Source organism: bacterium (assembly GCA_035945995.1).
Lineage (GTDB): Bacteria > Sysuimicrobiota > Sysuimicrobiia > Sysuimicrobiales > Segetimicrobiaceae > DASSJF01.
The window spans coordinates 1-24,239 of sequence record DASYZR010000153.1; the positions used below are offsets into that span (position 1 = coordinate 1).

A 24,239-nucleotide genomic window follows, 5' to 3' on the forward strand; every position below is an offset into this window, starting at 1 on the left:
ACCTGGGCACGGTCCGTCACGTCGGCCGCGGCGGCCAGGGCCCGGCCGCCCGCCGTCCGGACCGCCGCGGCCGTCTCCTCGGGGGCCTCCAGATCGGCCGCCACGACGGCCGCCCCCTCCGCCGCGCACCGCAGGGCGGCCGCGCGGCCGATGCCGCGCGCCGCCCCGGTCACGAGCACCGTCGTGCCCGCCAGGTCATCCACGACGGCCACCGGGCGCGGCCTGCCATCGCGCGAGCGCGTCCCAATTGAACCGCACGCCGTGCCCTGGCCGGGCCGGCGGGGTGAAATATCCGTCCGCTGTGCGAATGGGCTCCTCGAGCGCCTCGAGCTCCGTCAGGTTGCCGCCGTCCAGGTCCTCGATCATCGACGCGTACCGGATCGCGCAGCAGAGCTGTCCCGACAGCTCGAGCACGAGATGCGGCGCTGTGGGGATGCCGTAGGCTTCGGCGAGGTGCGCAATCTTGAGGAACGGGGTGATGCCGCCCACGCGCACCACGTCCGGCTGCACGACGTCCACCGCATCGTGGCGGAGGAACTCGTTGAACGCGGCCGCGGAGAACACGTTCTCGCCGAGTGCGATCGGGCACCGGACCTGCGCGCGCAGCCAGGCGTGGCCCGCGACGTCCTCCGCGGGCAGCGGCTCTTCGATCCAGTAGGGATCGTAGGGCTCGAAGGCCCGGATCCGCTGCGCCGCATCTCCCGCCGTCCACTTCTGATTCGCGTCAAGCATCAGGATCGCGTCCGGCCCAATCTCTTCGCGAACGGCCCGTACCCGCTCGAGGTCGCGCCGCGGGTCGTCCGACCCAACCTTCATCTTGAAGGCACGGAACCCGCGCGCCCGCCACCGGCGGAATTGCGCCAGCAGGTCCGGGACCGCGAGGTTCAGGTTGATGCCGCTCCCGTACGCCTGCGCGCGGTCGCGGCTCGCCCCGAGCAGCCGGTACAGCGGCTCCCGCGCGGCCTGGGCCTTCAGGTCCCACATCGCGACGTCGACCGCCGACAGGGCCAGCAACGCGAGCCCGCCGGGCGCGGCGTCGCGGACGGTCCCGTGCAGCGTGGTCCACGCCCGCTCCGTGAGCGCGGGGTCGAGGCCGTTCGCGGCCGGCAGGAGGTCGTCCGTGAGGAAGGCGGCGACCGCCGTCCCGCCCGCGCCGACGGTGAACGCCCACCCGACGCCCTCTTGCCCCGCGTCCGCGCGCAGCCGCGCCGTGATCAACTCGAAGACGGTGATCGTGTGGCCGGAGCTCTGCCACGGCTCGCGCAGCCGGATCCGGTAGCACGCCGCGTCGCCGCCGGTGATCTTCATCGTCCGGCACCCCGCGGCGCGGCCGTCACCCCGCCCCCGCCGGGCTCCCGCGCGGCGAATTCGGCGGCGGCCTCGTCCATGCGCACGAACGTCGCGCCGAGGCCGCGCGTCGCGTCGATCAGCCGCTCGAGCGCCAGCAGGCGGTGGCCGCGGCCGCTCACCTGGGGATGGAACGTGTAGGTCAGCACCCCCCACTCCGCGACGCGGGCCATGTAGCGAAAGTCGTCCACCCAGTTGTCGAGCACGCCCGCGGCGTGCATGAGCCCTGGCTGGAGGCCGTTCGGCCCCGCCGCCCGCTCGAAGTGCGGGTAGTCGTCGAGCGACCACGACACCGGCATCTCGATGAGCGGCGTCGTCTCGCCCCAGCGCACCGAGCCGTCCGGCCCGATCTGGTCGCCCTGCCGGGCCCGGTACGGCAGGTGGTCGTGCGCCATCATGCTCGAGTCGTAGACGAACCCGTGGGCGAGCAGGAGCGGAATCGTGTGCGCGCTCAGGTCCCACGCCGGGGAGCGGTAGCCGCGCGGTGCGCCTCCGGTGACCCGCTCGATCGCCTGCAGGCCGCGGGCGAGCACGTGCTCCTCATCCTCCCGGGAGAGCGCGGCCGGCGGTTCGTGCAGGTAGCCGTGGTGCCCGATCTCGTGTCCTTCGGCGTGGATGCGCCGGCACGTCTCGGGATACGTCTCGAGCGTGTGGCCGGGAATGAACCACGTGGCGATGATCCCGCGGCCGCGCAAGAGATCGAGAATCCGCTCCGCCCCGACCACCCCGAACTCGCCGCGGGACAGCGCGGTCGGCGTCGTCTGCCCGCGCCTGATCCAAATCGAGATCGCATCGAAATCGAACGTCAGGCAGACCAGATGCCGCGCCACCGCTCCACCCCCGCCTCCGGTCATTGATCGAACAGATTGTTGAGGGATTCCGCGAGCGCCGGATGGGCGATCACCGCGTCGCGCAGCGCGGTGTAGGGCAGACGGCCCATCATGGCGGTCTGCACCACCGTCATCACCTCGCCGCCCATCACGCCGAGCACGGCGCACCCGAGGATCTGCCCGGTCGCCGTGTCCACGACCGCCTTCATCAGCCCGCGCGTCTCGTCCATCTCGTCCGCGCGGGCGACGTGCGTCATCGGCATCGTAAAGACGCGGATCGGGCGGCCCGTCCCCCGCGCCTCCGTTTCGGTGAGGCCGACCCGGCCGAGCTCCGGGTCCATGAAGACGCAGTACGGGACGAGGCGGTCCCTCGTACTCGCCCCGCCGCCGTTCAGCAGGTTGGCCTGCACGATCCGGAAGTCGTCGTACGAGATGTGCGTGAAGGCGGGGCCGCCCTTCACGTCACCGAGGCCGTACACGCCCGGGGCGCTGGTCTCGAGCCGGTCGTTCACCCGGATGAAGCCGCGTCCGTCGGTCTCGATCCCGGCGGCGGGCAGGTCGAGCCGGTCCGAGTTGGGCGTCCGTCCGGCCGCCACGAGAAGGTGCGACCCCGCGAGCGTCCGCTCCCCGCCTCCCGCCTCCCGAACGGTCAGCCGGATCGCCCCGTCCGCGCCCCGCTCCACGCGGCGCGCGTCGGCGCCGAGCAGCACCTCGATGCCGTCGTCGCGAAGGATGCCCCCCACGGCCTGCGCGACGTCCGCATCCTCGCGCGCGAGCAGCTGCCCGCCCCGCTGCACGATCGTCACGCCCGCGCCGAACCGGCGGAACATCTGCCCGAATTCGATGCCGATGTACCCGCCGCCGAGCACCAGGAGGTGATCCGGCACGGAGTCCAGTTCCATAATCGAGGTCGAATCGAGCGCGGGCACGTCGTCGAGCCCGGCCAGCTTCGGCCGCGACGGCCGGCACCCCGTATTGATGAAAAAGAGGTCGCCCGCGAGCGCGACGGTTCCCCCGGCGGCCGGCGCCACGTCGATCGCCCGGGGCCCGGTGAAGCGCGCCTCGCCCCGGCGGAGATCCAGACGTTCCATCCGCGCGAGACCGCGCTCGCTGCCGCTGCGTGACCGGGCCACGACGGCGCGCTTGCGGTCCCGGACTGTGACCATGTCGATCGACACGGGACCGGTACGGACGCCGTAGCCGGCGGCGCGGCGCGCGAGATAGGCGACGCGGGCGCTCGCGACCATCGTCTTCGTCGGCGTGCACCCCTCGTTGACGCACGTGCCGCCGACGTGCTCGCGCTCGATGAGCGCGGTCCGGCGGCCGGCGGCGGCCAGGGCCCGCGCGAGCGGGGTCCCCGCCTGGCCCGATCCAATCACGATCGCGTCGTAGTGCGTGACTGCCGGGAGCATGCGCGTCCCTCCCGCTGGCGGCCGTCGAAGCCGGCCCAGCGTCGGTTCTTTGTTCCCGGGAGAGCATCGCCCTGCCGTGGAACCACCTGGACATGAGCGCGCCGGCACGCCCGTACACGATCGCGCTGATGGAAGGCGACGGCATCGGCCCCGAGATCGTCGCCGCGGCGCTGCCGGTGCTCGAGGCCGCGGCGGCGTCGCACGCCTCCGCCGCCGGGGCGCGCCTTGTGTGGCGGCGACTCGATGCCGGCACACGGGCCTACGCGCGCAGCGGCACGAGCGTCCCCCCCGACGCGCTCGAGGTCTGCCGCGCGGCGGACGCGATGCTGAAGGGCCCCGCGGGCCTGCCGGGCGTCCGGCACGCGGATGGCACCGAAGCCGGCATGGTCGCTGGACGGCTGCGCAACGCGTTCGTGCTCTTCGCCAACGTGCGGCCCGCCCGGCGAGTCCCCGGCGTCCCGGCGCTCGCCCGCGAGGGCACCGACTACGTGATTGTGCGCGAGAACACGGAAGGCGCGTACGCGACCCGGGGCGGCGGCGACGTCACCGACGACGTCGCCGAGGACCGTATCCGGATCACGCGCGAGGGCACGGCGCGGGTCGCGCACCTCGCGTTCGACCTGGCCCGGCGGCGGGCCCTGGCAAGGCGGCGGGCGGCCGGGGCGGACACCCCATCATCCGGCCGGGACGGGGATCCCGTGGGCGGGCCGCGGGTGACCTGCTGCGACAAGGCCAACGTGCTGCGGTCGTTCGCCTTCTTCCGCCGCGTCGTCACCGAGGTCGGCGCGGAGTATCCCGACGTGACGCTGGAGGCGATGCACGCCGACGCCGCGGCGGCCGCCATCGTAGAGCAGTCGCGCCGGTTCGACGTGCTGCTGACCGAGAACCTGATCGGCGACATCCTGAGCGACGCGGCGGCGGCCACGGTCGGCGGGCTCGGCTTCTGTCCGGCCGCGAACCTCGGCGGGCGGCATGGGCTCTTCGAGCCGGTCCACGGATCGGCGCCCGACATCGCGGGCACCGATCGGGCCAATCCCGTCGCGATGATCCTGGCCGGCGCCATGATGCTGGAGTGGCTCGGCCTTCCGGAGGCCGGAGACCGCGTCCGGCACGCCGTCGACCGGGCGGCCGTCGCCGGTGTGCTCGGTCTCAAGCCGGGCGGGACGGTTGCCTCGACGCGCGCGGCGGGACGGGCGGTGCTCGACGCGCTGCCTTAGGTTCACGGCGGCCCGGGGGGAACGGGCTGGAAACCGACCTCGCTCACGTCCCGCATCGCCTTGCGCCACAGCGTGTCGAACCCACCGGCGAGACTGCCGGCCAGGTCTCGATCCCGCACCAGCAGCGATGCGAAGCGCCCCTCGGGAACAAACGGATGGTCGAGCGGTAACACGACGGTCTCGTCGTCGACGACGTGAAACGGATGGCCGAGCTCGCCGGAGTAGCGCACGCCGGTCAGGTGGCGGATCTCCGCGCGGTGGCGCCGGAGGAATTCGATCAAGACGGGCGCGCTCTGATAGGAGAATCCGAAGACGACGCGGTGTTGAATCTTGCGTTCCCCGGCGTTACGGGCGATGCGCCGCAGAATCGGAAAGCCCGCCGTCACCGCCTGGTCGATCGCCGCGAGGTCGCCGCGTTCCATGTAGGAGAGGATCCGTGCCGTCGCGGTCGCCAGGTGCATGAGATGTCGCCGAACGTGGCTTTCCATACCGAGGGCGAGGTCGACGAAGGTCTGCCGGCCGCGCAGCCGCTCGGGAAGGGCGGCGAGGGTCCGCCGGAGGTCCTGGGTTCCGCGGGCGAAACGCTCGGTCCGCTCGCGGGCCAGGTCGACCACCCGATCGACGACCACGTCGGCCGGCAGCGCGGCGTACTGTTTCGGGCGGGTCGGCTGGATCTGCACGAGGCCGAGTTCCGCGAGTTTCTCCATCGCCCGGTAGATCTTGGACGAAGGGATCTCGCCTTCTCGGCAGAGCGTCGCCGCATCGGAGACCCCGAGACTCATAAGCGCGGCAAGGGCGCTGCGCTCGTCCCGCGAGAGGCTGATCTCGCCAAGCAGGTCCAAGTCCGGTAGTCTCATCTAACGACTTTCTACTACAAAAAGTAGTTGAAATGCAACCCCGGTATCCCCTAAGATCGAGCCGCAGGGTACGAATCAATGCCGGGGAGGGACGACATGACCAAGCAACCGGCCAGGACCGTAATGCCGATCATCGCCGTCGATTCCATCGACGAACTGCACGACTTTTACACGGAGAAGCTCGGATTCAAGCGGGTGATGGGGATGGTCGGGAAAGACGGACAGTTTGACTTCGTCTCGTACGATCTCAACGGAGCGCAGATCATGTTCACGCGCACGCGCCAGCCGATGGACGCCGCGAGGCCCTCCGCCGGCAAACGGCCCGTGGAGATCTACCTGGAAGTCGACGATGTCGACGCGTACCACCGCGCGGTCTCGCAGCACGGCGTCAAGATCACGACTCCGCTTACGACCCAGTGGTGGGGCGATCGGACCTTCACGATCATGGACCCATACGGCTACCAGATCTGGTTTCACCAGAAGCAGGTGGCCGAAATGAAGCCGCCGCAGGGCGCCAAGCTCGTCTAGCGCGCCGCGAGACGATCATGAGCAGCGTGATACGCAGTTACGCGGAGCGCATCTTCGCGTAACCCGCTAGACCCGGCCCAGCGCCTCCGCGGTCTCGAGCGCCAAGGCCGACGCATCCCGGAGCGCCGCCCGCACGCGGTTGCACTCCCGCACCAGTTGCGCCCGGAGGAACCCGTAGTCACGCGTACCGGCGAGCGACGGGAGCGCGGCGGCGGGGCTGAGCCCCGGCAGGACGTACCGGCCGCTCGCCCGCATGATCGGCGACCATTCGGCCGGGTCGTGGAAGAACCGCCCGCGGCGGCTGTACACCACCGGGTTCAGGACGCGGCTGAGGCGCAGGAGCGCCGCGTTGAGACGGCGTGCGGCCGGAGGATCCGCCGCACGGCCGCGCGCCTCGTCGAGACTTCGCGAGACCGCGATGAACGCGTCCGCGTCCGCGACGACCGGGCCTAGGTCGAGGTGCGATCCGAGCAGCGGCCGCAGGTCCGCGGCGACCGTGCGGATCTCTTGGCCGGTGTCCCCGGGCGCGAGCGGCAGCACGCGGGCGTTCGCGAGCTCCCCAACCGCCGTCACGCCGATCCGGGTGTCCGTGGCGAGGATCGCGGTGTCCGCCTTGTCGAGGGTATCGAAGGCCGTGTGCCACCACCACGCGTTGGCCGAGCCGCCGGTCCACGGCCGGTAGTGCTCGTGAGTCTCCGGCAGAAACGGATAGATCGAGAACGACGACACGCCGTTTGGCAGGAACGACTGGTCCGCGGCGCGCGCCGGTCGATGCGCCGGCGGATCGGTCAGTCCGGTCGTCCGGGTGATGATCTGCTTCGCGAAGCGTTCGAGGTCGGCGGTGGTGTTTCGCGCCACGTACCGGGTCGCGCCGCGCACGCCGGGCGAGTCGACGTTGTAGTAGGCGAGGCATCGCTCCGCGAGCTCGAAGAATTTGCTGTCAGCGTACCAGGTCGAGCCGCTGTACCGGCCGTGCGAGTGGCCCGGCCACCAGCAGACGCGGACGCCGCGCGCCAGCCCCGCCCGATGCTCCCACAGCCCGCGCGCCATCTCGAGCAGGCAGGCGTCCCCGGTCGCGTTGTCGGTGACGCCCGTGTTCCAGGCGCAGTAGTGCGCGCCGACCAGCACGAACTGATCCGCCTCGGCGCCGTCGCCGCCGCGGCCGGGAATCGCGGCCTCCGGCAGCAGCGAGCGGAACCATTCCGTGCGCACGTCCGCGACGATGCGCACCCGCACGGGGCCGCCGCGGCCGAGGATCTGCCGCAACGTCCGGCCGCCGTCCGCGTCGACCGAGACCGCCGGGCACTGCGGCAGCCGATCGGTCTGATCGAGGTCCGGCGTGCCCCAGATGGTCGTCCCGATCATGTTGTGGATGACGCGGTCCTGGTTGGTGAAGACGACCGCGGCGCAGCCGGCCCGGCTCGCCCGCAGCACCGTTACCGGCGTCGCGAGACCGCCGACCAGTGCGGCCCGCCCCGCGCCCCGCTCCACGTGGCCGTCCGCGACCTCGGTGAGCTCGGCGACGACGCCATCGGGCCCGGTGGCGCGCGCAAACGAGTGCGTCAGGCACGGCAGCGTAAGCCGCTCCGGCTCCAGCACCTCGAGCGTTGCGCGGATCGGGTAGCTGAGGAACGCGTCGAATTCGTGCACCTGGACCGGCACGCCCCCGTCGCGCAGCTGCGCTGCGATGTACTCCGCCGCCTGCCGCTCGCCCGGCCCGGCGGTATCCCGCCGCACCGTCGCAAACCACTCGAGATGGCGCGCCAGCCGTTGAGGCTCGACCGACGCGGCCGCCGTGTCTATCGCGCCCGCCACGGGACCGTCACCTCCGCCGGAGTCGCGCGGCGGATCGCGATCCCGTCGCGCCTTCCTCCCGGCAATTCGCAGCGCGCGGGGTGCGCCCCTTGGGGAGGCGGGGCGAGGGGCGCACGGCGCACGGGTCGAAGAGCCCTCGGACCGCACGGATCGTCAGGCCACACGCGCGACGAGGAGACCCGCCGATGAGTTCGCCGGAGTTGATCTCGGAGGCACAACTCACCGAGTTCAACCGGACGATCGCCCGCTGGACGCGGCTGTCCGGCACGCCGGACGAGCGCGAGGCCGCCGCCTACGTGGAGGAGCAGCTGCGGTCCTTCGGGTACGCGGCGCAGACCATCGTCCACGACGCGTACATCAGCCTCCCCGGCGCCGCGTCGCTCGCCGTCGTCAGGCCCGAATCGCGGGACGTGCCCTGCATCACGCACTCGATGGGCATCCCCACCGGTCCGGGCGGCGTGGCCGCGGAGCTCGTGTATGCCGGCAAAGGCACACCGGAGGACTACGCTCACGCCGGAAACGCGGCGGGAAAGGTCGCGCTGGTCGAAGGCCGGGCGACCCCGCAGCACGCCGTCAACGCCACCCGCGCCGGGGTCCTCGGCCTCATCTGCATCAGCGGGCGCCACGCCCACGAGATGTGTTGCTCGCCGGTGTGGGGCAACCCCTCCGAGACCACGAAGGACGCGCTGCCGCGCGTCCATCTGCTCTCCGTCAATCGCGGCGACGGCGAAGCCCTGCGCGGGCTGTGCGGGCGCGGCCCGGTCGAGGTCCGGTTCACCGCGGACGTGCGGACCGGCTGGACGGCGACCCCGATCGTCGTCGGCGACCTGGCGCCCGGACACCCCGACGCCGAGCCGGCCTTCGTGCTCTTCTCAGGGCACCTCGACGGCTGGTACCTCGGCGCCATGGACAACGGCAGCGCGAACGCCGCGATGCTCGAGGTCGCGCGGGTCCTGGCGCCGCAACGGGCGGCCTTCCGGCGCGGCCTGCGGCTCGCCTTTTGGTCGGGGCACTCCCACGGCCGGTATTCGTCGTCCGCCTGGTACGCCGACACGAACTGGTTCGATCTCGCCGACCGCTGCGTCTGCCACGTCAACGTCGATTCGCTCGGCGGGATCGACGCGGACACGTTCGCCACCAACTCGATGCCGGAAACGGCGCCGCTCGGCATCTGGGCGGTCCGGGAGGCGGCCGGCGCGGCGCTCGATGCGAGGCGCGTCGGCCGGAACTCCGACCAGTCGTTCCTCGGCGCCGGAGTGCCGTCGCTGCTCGGATCGGTCTCGCACCAGGCCGACGGCAGCCTCGGGTGGTGGTGGCACACGCCGTACGACACGCTCGACAAGATCGATCCCGCCCGGCTCGTCCGCGACACCAAGATCTTCGTCCTCGCGATCTCGCGGCTGCTCGCGGATCCGGTCCTTCCGCTCGACTACGCCGCCGCATCGCGCAACCTGACGCAGAGCCTGGAGGGATTGGCGGTCGCGGCCACGGCCGGCGGCCTCGATCTTCGCGCCGTCACCGCGGAGGCCGCGCGCCTCCAGGAGCTGTGCGGCCGGTTGAGTCAGGCGGCCGCGAGCGTGACCGGCGGGCCACGGGCGCGGGAGATCAACACGTGCCTACGGCGGGTGGGCCGCGCGCTGATCTCCGCCACCTACACGGCGTCGGGGCCGTTTGCCCACGACCCGGCCCTCGAGACCACGTTCCTGCCGCGCCTGGCGGGCGTGCGCCGGCTGGCCGCGCTGCCGCCCGGGAGCGACGAGGCGAAGTTCCTGCGCGTCGACCTTGTGCGCGGCCGGAACGCCGTCACCGCGGCGATTCAGGAGGCCTGCCGCCACCTGGACGCGTGTTTGGAGCGACTGGGGTAGCGCCATCCCGCGCCCCGGTGGTGCGGCCGGGGCGGCCCGCGGGATAGAATGGAAGGAGGGACGGCCTGGGGCGATGCGGATCATCCTCTATACGGGAAAGGGCGGCGTCGGCAAGACCACGGTCGCGGCGGCCACCGCGCTCACCATCGCGGCGCGCGGCGCGCGGACGCTCGTCATGAGCACCGACTCGGCCCACAGCCTGGCCGACTCGCTGGACGTGCCCATCGGCCACGAGATCCGGCACCTCGGCGATCACCTGTGGGCGCAGGAGATCGACGCGCTGCACCAGTTCGAGAAATACTGGGGCGTGCTGCGGCGGTACATCACGTCGGTGCTGCGCGCCCGCGGGCTGGACGACGTGGTCGCGGAGGAGCTCGCCAACCTGCCCGGGATGGACGAGATCGCCAGCCTGATGCAGCTCACGGCCGTGGCCCGCGAGGACCGGTTCGACGTCATCGTCGTCGACTGCGCGCCCACCGGCGAAACGATGCAGCTGCTGAGCTTCCCCGACATGGCGCGCTGGTGGCTCAACAAGCTCTTTCCGATTCAGCGGGCGGTGGCCCGCGTCGCCCGGCCGATGGTGCAGCCGTTCCTCGATGTCCCGCTGCCCACGGACGAGGTCTTCGCCGCGGTCAAGGATCTCGTTCTGAACGTGGACGAGATGCGGACGCTGCTCGCGGATCCGGACGTCACCTCGATCCGGCTGGTCGTGAACCTCGAGAAGATGGTGATCCGGGAGGCCCAGCGCGCCTACACGCACTTCAGCCTGTTCGGGTACGCGACGGACGCGGTCGTCGTCAACCGCGTGCTCCCCGACGTTCGGGACAGCGCGTTCCTCCGTAACTGGGTGGAGGCGCAGCGCGGCTACCGCGAAATGGTGGAGGAGGCGTTCGCCCCGCTGCCGATCCTGGAGCTGCCGCTCGCCGACCGGGAGATCGTCGGCCGGGCGCGGCTCCTGCAGGCCGGGCGCACGTTGTACGGGTCGCGCGATCCGGCGGCCCGCTTCTACACGGGGACCCCGCAGACGGTCCGACGGGACGGCGCCGGCTACGTCCTCTCGCTCGTCGCGCCGTTCACGACGCGGCGCGCCGTGGACATCCTCCAGCGGGGCGACGAGCTCATCGTGCGCGTCGGCGACTACAAGCGCCACCTCGCGCTGCCGCGGGCGCTCGCCGGACTCCGCGCGACGGATGCGCACGTCGACGAGGGACGGCTGCAGATCACGTTCAAGAAGGAGGCGACAACCGATGGTCGCGAGGATACGGCCGCTCAAGCGCGCCGCCGAGGCCGAGGACCGGTTTTGGAACGCCGTCGATGAGGTGATCCCGCCGCCGGTGCGGACCCACCTCCGCAACGCCCGCCGGGAGGCGCTCCTGGCGCTGCGGGCGATGCTGGACTACGCGATCGCGCACGCGGAGACGTCCCCCCGGCCCCGCAACCTGCGGCGCGTGCGCGTTCGCTGATCCGCCGCTACGCCGTGCCCCCGGTCCGCATGGGGCGGAGGGTGCGCAGCTGATCGCGCTCGAGGACGAGCGACGTCGCCGTCCCGACGACGAGCGACCAGAACAGCGAGCCGAACCCCAGGTACGAGAGATGGGAGACCGCGATGGCAAACGCCAGGAGCGGCCCCAGCACCAGCGGGCCCTGCAGCGCCTCCCGCAGCGTCGAGCCGAGGGCGCCGATCAGCGCCAGGCCCGCGAGCGCGAGCAGCACCGGGAGCGGCACGATGGTCAAGAGCTCGCCGGCGACCCCGGCGAGGACGGCCACCAGCAGCAGGCCGGCGCGCGTCCGAGCCGGAGCGTCCGGTCGAACTGCCCGCCCATCACAACGCCCGCGGGTCCAGCGCGTCCCGCACCGCGTCCCCCACGACGTTGAACGCCAGCGTCACGACGAGGATGGCCGTGCCGGGGATGATCACCAGTTGCGGGCTGCTGGTGATGTAGTCGCGTCCGACGCTCAGCATCGCCCCCCATTCCGCGGTCGGCGGCTGCACGCCCAGCCCGAGGAAGCTGAGGCCGGAGGCGGTGAGGATCGCGGTCGCCAGCCGCAGGGTCGATTGCACCAGCAGCGGCGACAGGATGTTGGGAAAGATGTGCCGCGCCATGATCGTCCGCTCGCCGGCGCCGAGGGCCCGGGCCGCCTGCACGTACACCTCCTGCCGCGCCAGCAGCGTGGATCCGCGGGCGATGCGGGCGAAGGGCGGAATGGAGTTGATACCGATCGCGATGATGACGTTCCCCATGCCGACGCCGAGCGCGGCGATCACGGCCACCGCCAGCAAGAACCCGGGGATCGCCAGCAGGACGTCCGTGGCGCGCATGATCACCGTCTCGCCCGCGCCGCCGTAGTATCCCGCGATGACGCCCAGGGCGGAGCCGGACACGAATGCCAGTACCACGGCCCCGAGCGTGATCAACAGCGTGGTGCGCCCCCCCCACAGGAGACGGCTCACGATGTCCCTGCCCAGCTCGTCGGTGCCGAGGGGATGGACCCACGACGGCGGCGCGTCCGGATTCCCCACGTCGACCAGGTTGGGCGGGTGCGGCGAGAGCCACGGCGCCGCCGCGGACACCACGATCGCGAGCAGCAGAACCGCCAGCCCGCCGACCGCGACCCGCCGGCGCGCGAACTGCCGCGCGGTCCGTGCCCACGGCGCCGCCGGGACAGGCCCGCGCGAGACTGGCGCCGCCCCGGCCGTCCGTTCAGTCAAAGCGGATCCTCGGATCGAGGTACGCGTACAGGAGGTCGACGGCGAGGTTGACGCCGATGAACGTCACGGAGAACAGCATCACGGTGGCCTGGACGACCGCGATGTCGCGCGTGCGAATCGCATCCACGACGAGGCGGCCCAGCCCTGGACGCGCAAACACCGTCTCCGTCAGGACGGTCCCAGCGAGCAGATAGCCGAGCTGCAACCCGACCACGGTGACGATGGGAATGACCGCGTTGCGGAACGCGTGCCGCATCACGAGCGTCCGGCCTGTGACCCCTTTGGCCAGGGCGGTCCGCAGGTAGTCCTGCCGCAATACGTCCAGCATCGCGGCGCGGGCCTGGCGCGCCACCGTCGCCGCCGACGCGGCGCCCAGCGTCAGCGCGGGCAGGATCAGCTGCGCCGGTGTGCCCGCGCCCGTGCTCGGCAGCCACCGCAGCGAGACGGAAAACAGCATCATCAGCATCAGTCCGAGCCAAAAGATCGGGACAGAGATCCCGAGCGCGGTCGCGAGTGAGGCCGCGGCGTCCCAGGCGGAGTGCTGGCGGGTCGCCGCCGTGACCCCGGCCCCGAGCCCGACGGCCACGGCGAGCGCCATCGCGGCGAGCGCGAGCTCGGCGGTGGGCCCGACGCGGCTGGCGATCTCGTAGGTGACCGGCCGCCGGGTGACCGCGGAGCGGCCGAGGTCGAGCCGCACGCACCGCCCGAGCCACCGCGCATACTGCACGTACACCGGCTGGTCCAACCCCAGCAGATGGCGGATTGCCTGGACGTCCGCGGCGGTGGCGTCCGGCCCCGCCATGACCTGGGCCGCGTCGCCGGGAATCGCCTTCAGAATGCCGAAGACGATGAGCGAGACGCCCAGCAGCACCGGGACCGCCCACAGGATCCGCTCCGCGATGTGGCGGAGCATCGTGCCGGCCGGCGGCCCTCAGCGCTGCAGGCGGGAGGGCACGAAGTCACCGGTCGGCAGCACCGTGAACCCCGATACCCCGTTGCGCGCGCCCCAGATGTTCACCAGCTGCAGCAGGTAGATGATCGGCTGATCCTGCCAGATCAACCCCTGCGCCTCCTTGAGGATCGGCAGACGCGCCGCGGGGTCGAACGTGCGCCGCTCGGCCGCGATCAGGGCGTCCACCTTCGGATTCGCGTACCCGGTCCGCTGCTGCGTCGCCGGGACGTTCGTCGCGGCGGAATCGTACATGCGGTAGAGGTGGTAGTCGATGAAGGGGCTGCCCTTGAGGAGGCACGTCGCCGTCCCGGGCCGCCCATCCGGGTCCGACGAGCTGAACGCGAGCAGGTCGGCGAACGCCATCTCCCGGATGGTCATCTGCACGCCCACGTTCGCCCAATAACCCTGCACCGCCTGGACCACCTGCGCGTCGCCGGCCCACCGTCCGCTCGTGAGGTTCACGGTGACGTGCATGCCCGACGCGTATCCCGCCTCCGCGAGCATCCGCCGCGCCCGGTCCGGATCGTAGCGAAACGGGGGGAAGTCGAAACTGCCCCACAAACCGGGCACCCCCGGGCTGTGGAGTGACCGGGCGAAGCCCTTCATGATGCCCTTGACGATCGCGTCCTGGTCGATCGCCATGTTGAGCGCCCGGCGGACGCGGACGTCGGAGAACGGCGGCTTCGTGTCGGCCGTCTCCAGCTCCGCGATCGTCTGGCTGGGGGTGGCGCGGACGTAGAGCCCGAACGTCTGCCTGAGCGCCGGCACGTCCGCGGGCGGGAGGTTGAGGACGGCGTCGGCCTCTCCGGTCTTGAGCACGATCACGCGCGCCGCCGGCTCGGGGATCGGCCGGTAGACCAGGCGGCGCATCCGCGGCTTGGGCCCCCAATACTCCGGGTTGGCCGTCGCGGAGACGTGATCGTTCGGCACCCATTCCTCGAACTTGAATGGCCCCGTCCCCACGGGATGCCGGCCGAAGTCCTGCCCGTACTGCCGGACGGCGGCGGGGCTGATGATCTTCGCGGAGACATCGGCCATCAGCAGCGGGAAATCCGGGTTCGGCGGATCCGTCGTGAAGCGCACGGTGTGCTCGTCGACCGCGGCGACGTCCTTGATCAGGAGATAGTTCCCGCGGCGCGTGGCGGGCACGCTCCGATCGAAGATGCGGTCGACCGTCGCCCGGACCGCCTCGGCCGTCAACGGCGTGCCGTCGTGGAACTTGACGCCCGGGCGCAGCGCGAACGTCCACGTCCGGCCATCGGCGCTCGGCTTCCACGAGGTCGCAAGCTGGGGCACGACCTGTCCCTTGTCGTTCCACGCCACCAGGCCCTCGTACATCGCGTTCATGATCGCCTGAAACGGCCCCGTACCGACGGCCGGTTCGAGGCTGTTGGGCTCGGTGCCGTCGACCACCACAAACGTCTGCGCCCGCGGCACCGCGGGCGCCACGTCGGCGCGCACCGGCCCGACGCCCGCGCCCGCGGCCAGCACGACCGCCGCCGACCCCAGCGCCCCCTGCGTCAACAGCTCACGACGGCGCCACCGTCTCATCGCCCGCCTCCTTCGAATGGCTCAACAGTACGCGTCGTACTCGCGGCCGTCGACCGGCACGGCCACGACGGCCGGACGATCCGACGCCAGCGCCGTCGCGACCATCCGGCCGAGCGCGTCCAGCGATTCGACGCGCGCGCCCTCGATCCCGAACCCGCGGGCGACCGTCTCGAACTCGGGCGGCGGAAAGTCGACGCCGTAGGGCTCGAAGCCGCGGCGCCGCTGGCCGACCCGTATCAGGCTCAGGCTCGCGTCGACGAAACAGACGATCGTCACCGGCACCTCGTACTGCCGCAGGAACGTGAGGTTGTGCAGCATCATCTGCAGCCCCCCGTCGCCCGCGACCGAGAGCACCGGCCGGGCGGGAAACTGCAGTTTCGCCGCGATCGCCGCCGGGACCCCGTAGCCCATCCCCGACAGGCCGTTCGACATGAAAAACGTGTGCGGCCCGTAGCTCTCCCAGAACTGGCCGCAGTAGTACTTGTGCGACCCGACGTCGCAGGTGAGGACGGTATCGCGCGGGGCGGCCTCGCGAAGGACGCGCATCGCGGCGAGCGGACTTAGGCCCGCTGCGCCGTCGCCCACCGGCGTCCGAGGCTCCGGACGCAGCCGGGCGCGGCAGGCCGCCAGCACCGTCTCCGGCCACGGGCGCGGAGGCAGGCCGCCCAAGGCGGCGAGTGATTCCCCGACGTCTCCGATCGCTTCGACCGGCCGGTAGGCGCCTTCGCCGGTCGGGGCGCACGACAGGTTCGCGATGCGCCGCCGCACGTACCAGTCTTTGTCGCACTCGACCGGATCGAAGCCCGCGCCGAGCAGCGCGTCGGCCCGGTCGACGGTCTCCATCACGGCGCCGTCGAGCGCCATTCCCCCGACGACGCCGAGGAACCCGGGCGCGTCTTCCGGCAGCATCCCCTTCGCCTTCGGCGTCACGACGAACGGCCAGCCGGTCCGGTCGATGAACGCCCGCAGGACCGGCGCATCGCGCGGCGTGCAACCGATGCCCACGACGACGAGAGGACGCTCCGCGCCGTCGAGCAGGTCCCGCACCTCGGCGAGGCCCGCCGACGATTCGGACGCGGCCGCGCCGGCGGGCGACGGGTGGGACGGGGCGAGGTCGGCCGGCGAGGCGCCGCCGCCGGCTGCCGACCCGGCGAGATTGCTGGGGAGGGCGAGGTGCACCGGTCCGGGGGGCGGCGCGACCGCGAGCGCGACCGCGCGGCGAACGAGGTCTTCGGTGCCCCGGCCGTCGACGGTTGCGCTCGACTTCGCGATCGCGCCGAACAGGCGGCGGAGCGGCAGCCGCTGATGCGGAAACTGGGGCGCGAGCGCGGTCGAAACCTCGGCCGTGATAGCGAGCATGGGAGAACGGTCCAGCAGCGCGTTCGCGACGCCGAGGCTCAGATTGACGGCACCCGGTCCGAGCGTCGCAAGACACACCCCCGGGCGCCCCGTGATCTGCCCGGTGACGTCGGCCATGAACGCCGCGCTGGCCTCGTGGCCCGTGAGGTAGAATCGAATGCCCGCGCGGCGGCAGGCCTCGATGAGCACCGTGATCTCGCCCCCCGGCAGGCCGAACGCATGCTCCACGCCGGCGTCCGCCAGCGTCGCGGCGATCACCTCGGCGTTCGTGGCCATCCGTCCCTCCGGCGCCGCGCAGACGGGCGCGGTGCGCCGCTTATCGTATCAGCAGGGACGGCGAGGCGACAACCGTTCGGGGACTATTCGTACCGCAGGGCGACGATCGGGTCGAGCGCGGCGGCGCGCTGCGCCGGGTAGAACCCGAACACGACGCCCACCAGCAGCGACGATACGAAGCCCAGCACGATCGACACCGGTGAGACCAGGGTCGGCCAGTGGGCCACGACCGACGCCCCCTGGGCGGTCGCGACCCCCATCACGATCCCGATCACGCCGCCGAGGCAGGCCAGCGTCAGCGCTTCGACGAGAAACTGCATCAGGATGTCGTGGCCGCGCGCGCCCACCGCCATGCGCAGGCCGATCTCGCGCGTCCGCTCGGTCACGGACACCAGCATGATGTTCATGATGCCGATGCCGCCCACGACGAGCGACACCACCGCGATCCCGGCGAGCAGCAGCGCCTGGGTCTGCGACGTCGCGAGCCGCACCTGCTGGATGTCGGCGATGTTCCGCACGGAAAAGTCGTCCGGCTGGGAGGGCGTGAGGTGATGGCGGAGACGCAGCAGGCGGTCGGTCTCATCGATGACCCCGGGCACGCTCTCGGGCGTGCTCGCGGAGACGAGGATCGACCCAATCCACGACTGCCCGGTCAGGCGGTCAAGGAACGTCGTGATCGGCACCATCACGAAGTCGTCCTGGTCGCGGCCGAAGCCGGATTGGCCCTTGGACGTCATGACGCCGATGACCCGGAACGGGACGTTCTTGACGACGACGGTCGCGCCGATGGGCGAACCGGTCGGAAAGAGATTCTCGGCGACCGTCGATCCGAGGACGGCCACCTTGGCGGCCTGATCGGTCTCCTGCTGGGTGAAGAAACGCCCGGTCGCCACCGGCCAGCTGCGGACGTCGGTCCAGGCGGGCGTGCTGCTCTGGACCTGCGTATACCAGTTGGTGCCGCTCGCCACGACCTGCGCGTTCGTTTCGGACAGCGGCGCCGCGGCGGCCACTTCCGGCACGGCCTGCGCGATCGCCGCCACGTCGGGCAGTTTGAGCGTCGTCCGGCTGCCCCCGCCGAGACGGACGCCGCTCGCCGTGATCGAGCCGGGGATCACCACGACGAGGTTCGCCCCCAGGCTCTCGATTTGCGCGAGCACGGCGGCCTGGGCGCCGGCGCCGATGGCCATCGACGTGATCACGGCGCCGACGCCGATGATGATGCCGAGCATGGTGAGGAGCGAGCGCGTCGCGTTGCGCCGGAGCGCCTGCCAGGCGACGCGGAGCAGCAGCCCGAGACTCATACCGGCGCCTCCTGCCGCACCGTGGCGCGCGCGGCCTGATCCACGCCGGCGCGAACGCCCTCCGGCACCGCCTCGGCCACGGGTTTGTCGGAGACGATCCGGCCGTCGTAAAACGTGACGACCCGCTTGGACCACGCCGCGATGGCGATGTCGTGCGTGACCACCACCACCGTCAGGCCGTGCTGCGCGTTGAGCCGCCGGACCAGGGACATGATCTCCGCGCTGCTCGCGCTGTCGAGATTCCCCGTCGGCTCGTCGGCCATGAGCAGCGGCGCGCCGTTGGCCAGGGCGCGCGCGATCGCGACGCGCTGCTGCTGGCCGCCGGAGAGCTCGCTCGGCCGGTGGTCCAGCCGGTTGCCCAACCCCACGCTCGCGAGCAGCTCTTCCGCCCGCGCCGCCCGCGCCTCTCGCGCGATCCCGGCGTACAGCATCGGCAGCTCGACGTTCTCGAGCGCCGTGGTCCGGGCCAGAAGGTTGAAACTCTGAAAGACGAAGCCGATCTGGCGGCTGCGCACGGCCGCCAGGGCATCGGCCGACAGGCGCGACACTTCCTGCCCGGCGAGGCGGTACGAGCCCGATGTCGGATGATCAAGACACCCCAGAAGGTGCATGAAGGTCGACTTGCCGGAGCCCGATGGCCCCATGATCGCCACGAATTCGCCGCGGCGCACCTCGAGACTTACGCCGCGGAGCGCATGGACCGCCATCTCGCCGGCACCGTACACCTTGGTCATGTCGCGGACTTCGATCAGCAGATCCGAGGTGGCCATCACGGCGTCCTCCCCGGCGCGCTGCTCGGCTGGCCGCCCTGACCGCCGCCTTGTCCGCCGCCGTTCGAACTTCCGCCCTGGCCGTTCCCGCGCGCCCCGCGGCTGCCGCCGCGAACGGCGGAGATGATCACGCGGTCCCCCGCCTGCAGATTGCCGGCGGTAATCTCGACGTTCTGGCCGTCCGAGACCCCGATCGTGACCCGGACCGGGACGGGCCGCCCGTTGCGCAGCACCCAGACGACGACCTGCGATCCCGGGGCGCCCGCCACCGGTGCGGCGCCGGCGCCGCCGCCCGCACTACCGCCGGGACCGACGAAGAAGGTGCCGCCGCCGAGGGGACCACCGCTGGTCGACGACGTCGGCCGCGCGCCCTGCTGCAGCGGACGGAACAGCAGCGCCTGCAGCGGAACGGCGAGCACGTGAGTGCGCGTCGAGGTGTTGACGATCACCTGGGCCGTCATCCCCGGCAGGAGCCGGCCCGACTCGTCATGGACCAGCACGACCGCGTCGTAGGTCACCACGTTCTGCGTGACGGTCGGGTTGACGCGCACCTGCTGAACCGTCCCGGCGAAGTTGACGTTCGGGTACGCGTTCACCGTGATCGTGGCATTCTGCCCCGGACGGACGTTGCCCACATCGGCCTCGTCGACCGAGGTATCGACCTGCATGTCTCTCAAATTCGACGCGATCGTGAACAGCGTCGGCGTCTGCAGGGATGCGGCGACCGTCTGTCCGACGCTCACGTTGCGCGCCATCACGACGCCGTCGATCGGGCTAGTGATCACGGTCCGCGACAGATTGTACTGTGCCTGCTGGAGCTGCGCGGAGGCCGAGCCGGCCTGGTGCTGCGCCGCGGCGGCCTGCGCGGCGGCGGTGTCGACCTGCTGCTGTGCGGCGCGGACCTGCGAGGCCTGCGCCGCGGCCTGGGCCTGCGCCACGGCAATCGCCGCCTGCGCCGCCGCGTAATCGTCCGACGCCGCCTGCGCCGCCGTCTGGTCGGTGTCCATCTGATTCTGCGCGATGTACCCTTGCGTCAACAGCGACGAATCGCGCCGCACCGTCGTCTGGGCGAGGGCGAGCTGGCCCTTCGCCTTGGTCGAGTTGGCGCCCGCGCTGCGCAGGCCGGCCAGCGCCTGCAGGTAGTTGGCCTGCGCGGTCCGCACCGCCACCTGCGCCTGCGCCAGGCTGCTCGCCGAGGCCGCCGCGGTCGACTGGGCCGCGGCCAGCGCGGCGCTCTGCTGCTCCACGGTCGCCTGGAACGACGTTGGATCGAGCGTCGCGAGCACCTGGCCCTTCTTGACCCGCGAATTATAGTCCGCGCCGAGCGTGGCCACGGTCCCGGACACCTGGGTGCCGACCTGGACCTGGTCGACCGGGTTCACGGTGCCGGTCTCGCTCACGGTCGACGAGATGTTGGCGTACTGGACCGGCCGGGTGACGTACCGGACCGCGGCCCGCCGCTGCCCGAGGCGCTGCACGGCCACGATCCCGCCGGCGACCAGCGCCGCGATCACGGCGAGCGCGACCGCGCGCCGGCCGGTGAAAAATCTGGACCACGTCATTGCGTACCTCCCCCGACTCCCGCGACGATGGGCGCTCCCTGGGCATGCTCGAGCGTGATGAGCGCGGATTGGTAGTCGTAGACGGCCGACGTCGCGTTGACGTCGGCCTGGGCCGCCGTCGTCTCCGCGGTAATCACCTCGATGATCGTGCCGACGCCGGCGCGGTAGCGGCCCTGGGCCACGCTGAGCGCCTGGTCGGCGGCGGTGCGCGCGGCCTCGGTCGCCGTCACGTTGGCGGCCGCCTGCACGGCGTTCAAGTACGCCTGATACGCGTCCTGGCTGACGGACGCCCGGGCGGCGTCGAGCTGCGCGCGGGCGCTCTTCAGGCCGGCCTGGGCGCTCGCGATCTCCGCCTTGCCCTTGCCGCTGTCGAACAGCGGCAGGCTGATCGTCCCCGTGAGACCGTAGGAGGTGGTGTTATTGAGGTCCCGGCTGGTGCTGACCGGCGTGTAGCCGGCGCCGACATTGATGCCGATCTGCGGACCGGCGTTCACGTACGCCGTGTCGAGCTGGGCCTGCGATGCCTGCACCCCGGCGTTCGCTTTGGCGATTTCCGGCCGGCTCGCGAGCGCGGTGGCGATCACCTGACCGGACGCAACGGCCACGCGCGCCGCGGGCGCCTCAGGGCTCGCCGCCTCGATCGAGGCGGTCGTCTCCGCGCCCATCGTGCCGGCCAATGACGCCTTGGCCGTCAGGACGTTGGCCCGCGCCTGGAGGAGGGCGACCTCGGCCTGCGCGACCTGCGCCTCCGCCTGAATGACGTCCGACTGCGGGGCCACCCCGGCGCGCACCTTCGCCTGGGTCATCGCCAGTTGGGCCTGGTTTTGTGTGAGCACCTGCTGCTGGACGTTCACGAGGCCCTCGTCCTTGAGGACCGTGAAGAACTGCGTGCCCGCCTGAAGCGCCAGATCCTGCTCGGTCTGCCGCAGCGCCGCCTGGGCCGACGCCGCCTGCGCCTCCGCCGACTCGACGGCGACCCTGGTCTTGCCACCGTCGAAGATCGGCAGGCTGGCCGCGATCGTGGCGGTCCCGGTCCCCGTCACACTCGATGCCGGGGCGCCCGTAACCCCGGACGAGGTCGACGCCCCGAACGTGCCGAGGCTGCCGTTCCCGTTGACCGACAGGGTCGGCCCGTAGCCCGCGCGGGCGGCCAGGACGCTTTGTTGCGCGGCCTCGAGCGTCTGCTGCGCCGCGGCGATCTGCGGATTGTGGGCCAGCGTGGCCGCCACCGCCTGCGCGAACGTGTACGTCTGAGCCGGGGCCAAGGGAGCGGGCGCGGCCGGCGCCGGGGCGACGGACGGTTGCGCGGCGTCGGCGCGCGGCGCAGCAAACGCCTGCGCGCCCAACGACAGGGCGACCATCGCCACCGCGGCGTGACGGACCAATGCGATCATAGAGCGGCCTCCTGAGGGACGGCGGCGTCGTGCCGGCCGGGGAGTGTCACCGTAAAGGTGCTGCCCTTGCCCGCCGTGCTTTCCACCGCCACGCGGCCGCCGTGCGCCTCGACCAGCGACTTCACGATCGCGAGGCCGAGACCGGTGCCGCCGCTCGCGCGGGCGCGCGACTGGTCGGCGCGGTAGAAGTGCTTGAAGATGTGCGCGAGGTCGGCCGCGTCGATCCCGACGCCGGTGTCCGCGACCGCGAGGCGCACGCCGGCCGGCCCCGCCGTCCCGGGCTCGACCCGCATCGTCGCGCGGACCTCGCCCCCGGCCGGGGTGTGCCGCACGGCGTTCTCGACGAGGTTCTGGACGATCTGCCGGAGCCGGTCGGGATCCGCCTGGATCCGGGGCACGTCCCGCGGCACGTCCGCATGCAGCGTGACGCGGCGCTCGTCGGCGAGCGGAGCGAGGGCCTCGAGCGTCTCCCGCACGATCGTGGCCGGATCGACAGTGCTCAGGTTCAACCTGAGCTGCCCGGCCTGCGCCAGCGAGAGATCCCGCAGATCCGTGATGAGCCGCGCGAGCAGCAGCGACTGACTGTGCAGCGTCGCGATCCGCTCCGACGACGGTTGCAGGACGCCGTCGAGCATCCCTTCGAGCGTGCCCTGAATGACCGACAGCGGCGTCCGCAGCTCGTGGGCGATGCCCGCGAAGAGACGGCGGCGCTGCTCCTCGTCCGTGGCGAGGCGGTCCGCCATTTTATTGAAGGCGCGGGCGAGCTCGGCGATCTCGTCCTGCCCCTCGACGGGAACCGGCGAGGGCGTCCCGCCGCTCGTGATCACGCGCGCGGCGCGCGTCAGGTCGCCGACCGGCCGCGCCATCCGTCCGGCCAGCAGCAGCGCGAGCAGCAGACCGAGGCCGGCGGCCACCGCCGTTCCGGCCCAGATGCCGTTTCGGATGCGGCTTCCGAACAGCACCTCGCGGGCGCCGAGCGGACGCCGGAGGGGCCGGACCACGACAATCGGGCCGCCCGCCTGGGGCAGCCGCCCGCCCACCTCGGGGATCTCGCGGCGCTCCACGTACTGCCGGAACGTCCGGTGCGCCTCGTAACTCGCAAACGTCGCCGACAGCACGGTGGTCAGCACCGCGATCGCGATGAACGCGATACTCAGACGGGTCCGCAGGCTACGCATACGCCGCGTGCTGCCGGCGGTCGTCCTCCGGTCGCTGGAATTTGTAGCCGACCCCGTACACGGTAAGGACAAAGCGCGGGTTGCGAGGGTCATGCTCGATCTTGCTCCGCAGGTTCTTGATGTGGGCGTCGACGGTGCGCTCGTAGCCCTCGAACGCGTGGCCGTGGACCCGGTCGATCAGCTGCATGCGGGTGAAGACCTGGTTGGGATGGCCGGCGAGCGTCTCGAGGAGCCGGAACTCCGTCGGCGTCAGGTCGACCGGCCGGCCCGCCAGCGTCACCTGATGGCCGCGCAGGTCGATGATGAGCTCGCCGAGCCGGAGCACGTCCGGCGTCTCGTGGCTGCCGCGCCGCAGGACGGCGCGGACGCGGGCCACGACTTCGCGGGGGCTGAACGGTTTCGTGATGTAGTCGTCGGCGCCAAGTTCGAGCCCCAGGAGCTTGTCCGACTCCTCGTCCCGGGCCGTGAGCATGATGATCGGCGTGCGGGCGTGTTCCCGGATCCGCCGGCAGACCTCCCGCCCGTCGAGCCGCGGCAGCATGAGGTCCAGGATCACGAGATCCGGCCGGACGCGCTCGTGTTCCGTGAGCGCGGCGTCGCCGTCCGCCGCCTGGGCGACGCCGAAGCCCTCCCGTTCCAGATACGTCCGCAGCAGTTCGACGATCTGCGGCTCGTCATCGACCACCAGCACGGTCGGCACGCCGTTCAATCCCCTTGACGCGGCGACGGTCACGACAAGGCCGCCAGCCGCTTCCGGTACTCTTCTTCGTTGATCTCGCCGCGCGCGAACCGCTCCCGGATGACCTGCACGGCGCCGTCCGGGCGGCCCCACAGCGACTGCAACGTGATCACCTTCCAAGCGATCACGAGCAGCGCGACCAGGAGCAGGAATCGGGCCAGCATGTGAAGCGCGAACGCCGCCGCGGCGACGCCGGCGCCGGGTCCGAAGCCGCGCCCCTGGAAGCGGGGACCAAACCGCGGGCCGTACCCCGGTCCGAACCCGGGACCGTAGCCGGGATACCGATAGCCCGGACCGTACCCCGGACCCCCGGGACCCTGCGGGGTGCCGGGCGCCGGCGCCCCCTGAGCCGTAAGCCGCGGGTTCGGCTGAGCCGGGGCCGGAGCGGACAGAGCGGCCACTACGGCGACAATCACTACAAGGCCTGCCGCGGCCGCCAGGGCCGCGAGCCACCGCTTGCGCATCGCCACGCCTCCTTAATATTTCCCTTGTCGGTACCGCTATTTGCTTAGCGTTTGGGCGACTCTTACTGTATCCGGACGCCGTGTATGAATTGTGAAGGTCTCATAGGACTGT

At 71.8% G+C, this 24,239-nt stretch carries 22 protein-coding genes and 1 pseudogene; 5 read left to right on the forward strand and 18 right to left on the reverse strand.

Annotated elements, in window-relative coordinates:
* The 4 genes from VGZ23_17745 to VGZ23_17760 all read right to left on the reverse strand — a co-directional run.
* The coding region (locus VGZ23_17745) for an SDR family NAD(P)-dependent oxidoreductase (GenBank protein HEV2359437.1) at positions 1–203 on the reverse strand (203 nt) is incomplete at its 3' end.
* Positions 196–1,308 (reverse strand): mandelate racemase/muconate lactonizing enzyme family protein, encoded by a 1,113-nt coding sequence (locus tag VGZ23_17750; protein ID HEV2359438.1) that lies wholly within the window; start codon positions 1,306–1,308, stop codon positions 196–198. The genes VGZ23_17750 and VGZ23_17745, both read right to left, overlap by 8 nt.
* A complete protein-coding gene (locus VGZ23_17755) occupies positions 1,305–2,177 on the reverse strand; it encodes a polysaccharide deacetylase (protein HEV2359439.1) in 873 nt (290 codons plus the stop codon). The genes VGZ23_17750 and VGZ23_17755 overlap by 4 nt, the downstream gene beginning before the upstream one ends.
* Positions 2,178–2,197: 20 nt before the next feature.
* Positions 2,198–3,589 carry a mercuric reductase gene (locus VGZ23_17760; protein HEV2359440.1) on the reverse strand — a complete coding sequence of 464 codons (1,392 nt, stop codon included), beginning with the start codon at positions 3,587–3,589 and terminating at the stop codon, positions 2,198–2,200.
* A 92-nt stretch (positions 3,590–3,681) separates the two neighbouring features.
* Here VGZ23_17760 and VGZ23_17765 point away from each other — a divergent pair, with 92 nt between their 5' ends.
* The gene (locus tag VGZ23_17765) at positions 3,682–4,806 is read left to right on the forward strand and encodes an isocitrate/isopropylmalate family dehydrogenase (protein ID HEV2359441.1); all 1,125 of its coding nucleotides are present in this window, start codon (positions 3,682–3,684) and stop codon (positions 4,804–4,806) included.
* 2 nt (positions 4,807–4,808) lie between these two features.
* Here the strand turns inward: VGZ23_17765 and VGZ23_17770 are convergent, their stop codons facing one another.
* Positions 4,809–5,663: a helix-turn-helix domain-containing protein gene (locus tag VGZ23_17770; protein HEV2359442.1), complete on the reverse strand. Its 855-nt coding sequence runs from the start codon at positions 5,661–5,663 to the stop codon at positions 4,809–4,811.
* Positions 5,664–5,759: 96 nt separating this feature from the next.
* On the opposite strand from VGZ23_17770, the gene VGZ23_17775 reads away from it, so the two are divergent.
* Entirely contained in the window at positions 5,760–6,191 is a 432-nt protein-coding gene (locus VGZ23_17775; protein HEV2359443.1) for a VOC family protein, read from the forward strand.
* A 66-nt stretch (positions 6,192–6,257) separates the two neighbouring features.
* Here the strand turns inward: VGZ23_17775 and VGZ23_17780 are convergent, their stop codons facing one another.
* The gene (locus VGZ23_17780) at positions 6,258–8,006 is read right to left on the reverse strand and encodes a M28 family peptidase (GenBank protein ID HEV2359444.1); all 1,749 of its coding nucleotides are present in this window, start codon (positions 8,004–8,006) and stop codon (positions 6,258–6,260) included.
* Between the two features lie 185 nt (positions 8,007–8,191).
* Here VGZ23_17780 and VGZ23_17785 point away from each other — a divergent pair, with 185 nt between their 5' ends.
* The 3 genes from VGZ23_17785 (at position 8,192) to VGZ23_17795 (ending at position 11,334) form a co-directional block, all read left to right on the forward strand.
* Complete coding sequence (locus VGZ23_17785; GenBank protein ID HEV2359445.1) at positions 8,192–9,871, forward strand: M28 family peptidase; 1,680 nt, start codon at positions 8,192–8,194, stop codon at positions 9,869–9,871.
* A 73-nt stretch (positions 9,872–9,944) separates the two neighbouring features.
* Positions 9,945–11,189, forward strand: a complete 1,245-nt coding sequence (locus VGZ23_17790; protein HEV2359446.1) for an ArsA family ATPase — start codon at positions 9,945–9,947, stop codon at positions 11,187–11,189.
* Positions 11,119–11,334 (forward strand): hypothetical protein, encoded by a 216-nt coding sequence (locus VGZ23_17795; protein HEV2359447.1) that lies wholly within the window; start codon positions 11,119–11,121, stop codon positions 11,332–11,334. The genes VGZ23_17790 and VGZ23_17795 overlap by 71 nt, the downstream gene beginning before the upstream one ends.
* 7 nt (positions 11,335–11,341) lie before the next feature.
* On the opposite strand, the pseudogene VGZ23_17800 reads toward VGZ23_17795, so the two are convergent.
* The 12 genes and pseudogenes from VGZ23_17800 to VGZ23_17855 all read right to left on the reverse strand — a co-directional run bounded on the left by VGZ23_17800 (position 11,342) and on the right by VGZ23_17855 (position 24,127).
* A pseudogene (locus VGZ23_17800) lies at positions 11,342–11,674 on the reverse strand (benzoate/H(+) symporter BenE family transporter).
* Positions 11,675–11,693: 19 nt separating this feature from the next.
* Positions 11,694–12,581, reverse strand: coding sequence for an ABC transporter permease (locus VGZ23_17805; protein HEV2359448.1), 888 nt, complete (start codon positions 12,579–12,581; stop codon positions 11,694–11,696).
* Entirely contained in the window at positions 12,574–13,494 is a 921-nt protein-coding gene (locus tag VGZ23_17810) for an ABC transporter permease (GenBank protein ID HEV2359449.1), read from the reverse strand. Before VGZ23_17810 ends, VGZ23_17805 begins: the two co-directional genes overlap by 8 nt.
* 18 nt (positions 13,495–13,512) lie before the next feature.
* Positions 13,513–15,084, reverse strand: a complete 1,572-nt coding sequence (locus tag VGZ23_17815) for an ABC transporter substrate-binding protein (GenBank protein HEV2359450.1) — start codon at positions 15,082–15,084, stop codon at positions 13,513–13,515.
* Between the two features lie 21 nt (positions 15,085–15,105).
* Positions 15,106–16,719, reverse strand: coding sequence for a thiamine pyrophosphate-binding protein (locus VGZ23_17820; GenBank protein HEV2359451.1), 1,614 nt, complete (start codon positions 16,717–16,719; stop codon positions 15,106–15,108).
* 83 nt (positions 16,720–16,802) lie between these two features.
* On the reverse strand, positions 16,803–18,020 hold the full coding sequence (locus VGZ23_17825; protein HEV2359452.1) for an ABC transporter permease: 1,218 nt from the start codon (positions 18,018–18,020) through the stop codon (positions 16,803–16,805).
* Entirely contained in the window at positions 18,017–18,790 is a 774-nt protein-coding gene (locus tag VGZ23_17830) for an ABC transporter ATP-binding protein (protein ID HEV2359453.1), read from the reverse strand. The genes VGZ23_17825 and VGZ23_17830 overlap by 4 nt, the downstream gene beginning before the upstream one ends.
* Positions 18,790–20,352 carry an efflux RND transporter periplasmic adaptor subunit gene (locus VGZ23_17835; protein ID HEV2359454.1) on the reverse strand — a complete coding sequence of 521 codons (1,563 nt, stop codon included), beginning with the start codon at positions 20,350–20,352 and terminating at the stop codon, positions 18,790–18,792. The genes VGZ23_17830 and VGZ23_17835 overlap by 1 nt, the downstream gene beginning before the upstream one ends.
* Positions 20,349–21,746 carry a TolC family protein gene (locus VGZ23_17840; protein ID HEV2359455.1) on the reverse strand — a complete coding sequence of 466 codons (1,398 nt, stop codon included), beginning with the start codon at positions 21,744–21,746 and terminating at the stop codon, positions 20,349–20,351. The genes VGZ23_17835 and VGZ23_17840 overlap by 4 nt, the downstream gene beginning before the upstream one ends.
* Positions 21,743–22,924, reverse strand: coding sequence for an ATP-binding protein (locus VGZ23_17845; protein HEV2359456.1), 1,182 nt, complete (start codon positions 22,922–22,924; stop codon positions 21,743–21,745). The genes VGZ23_17840 and VGZ23_17845 overlap by 4 nt, the downstream gene beginning before the upstream one ends.
* Positions 22,917–23,657: a response regulator transcription factor gene (locus tag VGZ23_17850; protein ID HEV2359457.1), complete on the reverse strand. Its 741-nt coding sequence runs from the start codon at positions 23,655–23,657 to the stop codon at positions 22,917–22,919. The genes VGZ23_17845 and VGZ23_17850 overlap by 8 nt, the downstream gene beginning before the upstream one ends.
* Positions 23,654–24,127 (reverse strand): SHOCT domain-containing protein, encoded by a 474-nt coding sequence (locus VGZ23_17855; GenBank protein ID HEV2359458.1) that lies wholly within the window; start codon positions 24,125–24,127, stop codon positions 23,654–23,656. Before VGZ23_17855 ends, VGZ23_17850 begins: the two co-directional genes overlap by 4 nt.
* Positions 24,128–24,239 lie beyond the last annotated feature (112 nt).

Bases quoted from the DNA above. Each gene is read 5' to 3' on its own strand.
- VGZ23_17750 (HEV2359438.1), bottom strand. From the start codon at position 1,308: ATGAAGATCACCGGCGGCGACGCGGCGTGCTACCGGATCCGGCTGCGC.
- VGZ23_17760 (HEV2359440.1), bottom strand. From the start codon at position 3,589: ATGCTCCCGGCAGTCACGCACTACGACGCGATCGTGATTGGATCGGGC.
- VGZ23_17765 (HEV2359441.1), top strand. From the start codon at position 3,682: ATGAGCGCGCCGGCACGCCCGTACACGATCGCGCTGATGGAAGGCGAC.
- VGZ23_17770 (HEV2359442.1), bottom strand. From the start codon at position 5,663: ATGAGACTACCGGACTTGGACCTGCTTGGCGAGATCAGCCTCTCGCGG.
- VGZ23_17775 (HEV2359443.1), top strand. From the start codon at position 5,760: ATGACCAAGCAACCGGCCAGGACCGTAATGCCGATCATCGCCGTCGAT.
- VGZ23_17785 (HEV2359445.1), top strand. From the start codon at position 8,192: ATGAGTTCGCCGGAGTTGATCTCGGAGGCACAACTCACCGAGTTCAAC.
- VGZ23_17790 (HEV2359446.1), top strand. From the start codon at position 9,945: ATGCGGATCATCCTCTATACGGGAAAGGGCGGCGTCGGCAAGACCACG.
- VGZ23_17795 (HEV2359447.1), top strand. From the start codon at position 11,119: ATGGTCGCGAGGATACGGCCGCTCAAGCGCGCCGCCGAGGCCGAGGAC.
- VGZ23_17810 (HEV2359449.1), bottom strand. From the start codon at position 13,494: ATGCTCCGCCACATCGCGGAGCGGATCCTGTGGGCGGTCCCGGTGCTG.
- VGZ23_17815 (HEV2359450.1), bottom strand. From the start codon at position 15,084: ATGAGACGGTGGCGCCGTCGTGAGCTGTTGACGCAGGGGGCGCTGGGG.
- VGZ23_17820 (HEV2359451.1), bottom strand. From the start codon at position 16,719: ATGGCCACGAACGCCGAGGTGATCGCCGCGACGCTGGCGGACGCCGGC.
- VGZ23_17825 (HEV2359452.1), bottom strand. From the start codon at position 18,020: ATGAGTCTCGGGCTGCTGCTCCGCGTCGCCTGGCAGGCGCTCCGGCGC.
- VGZ23_17830 (HEV2359453.1), bottom strand. From the start codon at position 18,790: ATGGCCACCTCGGATCTGCTGATCGAAGTCCGCGACATGACCAAGGTG.
- VGZ23_17835 (HEV2359454.1), bottom strand. From the start codon at position 20,352: ATGACGTGGTCCAGATTTTTCACCGGCCGGCGCGCGGTCGCGCTCGCC.
- VGZ23_17840 (HEV2359455.1), bottom strand. From the start codon at position 21,746: ATGATCGCATTGGTCCGTCACGCCGCGGTGGCGATGGTCGCCCTGTCG.
- VGZ23_17845 (HEV2359456.1), bottom strand. From the start codon at position 22,924: ATGCGTAGCCTGCGGACCCGTCTGAGTATCGCGTTCATCGCGATCGCG.
- VGZ23_17855 (HEV2359458.1), bottom strand. From the start codon at position 24,127: ATGCGCAAGCGGTGGCTCGCGGCCCTGGCGGCCGCGGCAGGCCTTGTA.